Annotated in this window: 1 protein-coding gene; it reads left to right on the top strand. The window is 68.7% G+C overall.

The window, feature by feature from the left end; genetic code table 11:
* Nucleotides 1-1,464: type VI secretion system Vgr family protein (locus JKP78_RS00025; protein ID WP_200625800.1), on the top strand; the 1,464-nt coding region annotated here is incomplete at its 5' end.
* Between the last annotated feature and the right edge of the window lie 27 nt (nucleotides 1,465-1,491).

The raw sequence follows: 1,491 nt of genomic DNA, 5'->3' as shown, positions 1-1,491 counted from the left end.
GGCGCCAGTGCCCTGAACCTCGGCTACCTGACCCACCCACGGCCGAGCGGCGGTGCGCCACGGGGTGAAGGCTTCGAGCTGCGCACCGATCGCCACGGCGCCGTGCGCGCCGCCGGCGGCCTGCTGCTCACCACCGAACCGCGCCCGAACGAATCCAAGCACCACAAGGACTTGCCCGAAACCGCCGAACGCCTGGCCACCGCCAGCGAGCAGCAGGACAGCCTGGCGGAACTTGCCAAGCAGATGCAGGCCCAGGAACCGGGCGACCAGGACGCCGTGGCCAAGGACCTGCACAAGCAGCACATGGGCATCCTCGGCAGCGGCCCAGGCGACCTCACGAAAAACGAGTTCGCCGAATTCACCCAGCCGCACCTTGTGGTGTCCAGCCCGGCCGGCATCGCCCTGACCACCCCCGGCCCGAACCACCTCACCAGCGGCAGCCACCTGGCACTGAGCAGCACCGGGCACACCAGCCTGTCGATCGGCAAACGCCTGCTGGCCAGTGCCAGCCAGGGCATGCGCTTCTTCGTGCAGAGCCTGGGCTGGAAGCTGGTGTCGGCCTCCGGCGACATCGACATCCGCGCCCTGAAGGACAGCATCAACTTGCTGGCCAAGCTGGACATCACCGCCAACGCCGAGCGCATCATCCTCAAGGCCAAGACCGAACTGGTGGTGCAGGGCGGCGGCAGTGCCACCACCTACAACGCCAGCGGCATCACCCACGTCACCAGCGCCAACTACACCGCCCACGCCGCGCAGTTCGCCCATATCGGTGCGGCGAGCAAGGCCGGCGCCTTCCCCGAACCGCCCAAGCCCGGCAAGGGCGCGCTGGAACTGTTCAACCTGTACGCCAACAGCAAGGGCATCCAGGCCGGCGACTACGAAGTCACCGATGCCCTGGGCACGCTGCTCAAGGGCACGCTGGACGGGCAGGGCTTCAATGCCGTGTCCGGCGCGGCGCCGGGGCCGGCCACGGCGAAATTCGGCCTCGACACCGTGGACACCTGGAGCCTCGGCAGCTTCGTCAAGGGCCTGCCTTGGCCGAAGCTGGTGGCGACCGAAGCGGGCACGCCATCCATGCTCGATTCGATGATCGACACGCTCACGCCTGATGGCAGCGGCGCGGCGATGGCCAAGGTCAAGCAACTGGCCAGCAGCGGCATGGCCGCGGCCAAGACCGGCCTCAGCCTGCTCAAGACCGGGCAGGCTGCAATGCAGACCGTGCAGCAGGTGCAAGGTGCGCTCCAAGGCGGCGTCGCCGGCCTGCCGCAGCTGGCCAGCGTCGCCAATTCGGCACTGCCCGCCGCCTCCAGCACCCTGGGCGCTGCGAGCAGGGCCGGTGCCGCCGTGCAGGGGGCCATGGCCAGCCTGGCAAAACTGCCGGCGCTACCCGAACGCCCTGCCTTCAAGGCACCGAACCTCAACACCCTGACTGACCTGATGCCAGGCGAGCTGATTTCATGACCACACAGACTTCCCAACCCGGTGGCC

It is taken from the genome of Pseudomonas sp. LAM2023 (genome assembly GCF_016620375.1).
In the GTDB taxonomy this organism is placed as follows: Bacteria; Pseudomonadota; Gammaproteobacteria; order Pseudomonadales; family Pseudomonadaceae; genus Aquipseudomonas; species Aquipseudomonas anuradhapurensis.
The sequence above is the reverse complement of the archived record's forward strand: the minus strand, read 5'-3'. Positions and strand labels throughout refer to the sequence as shown.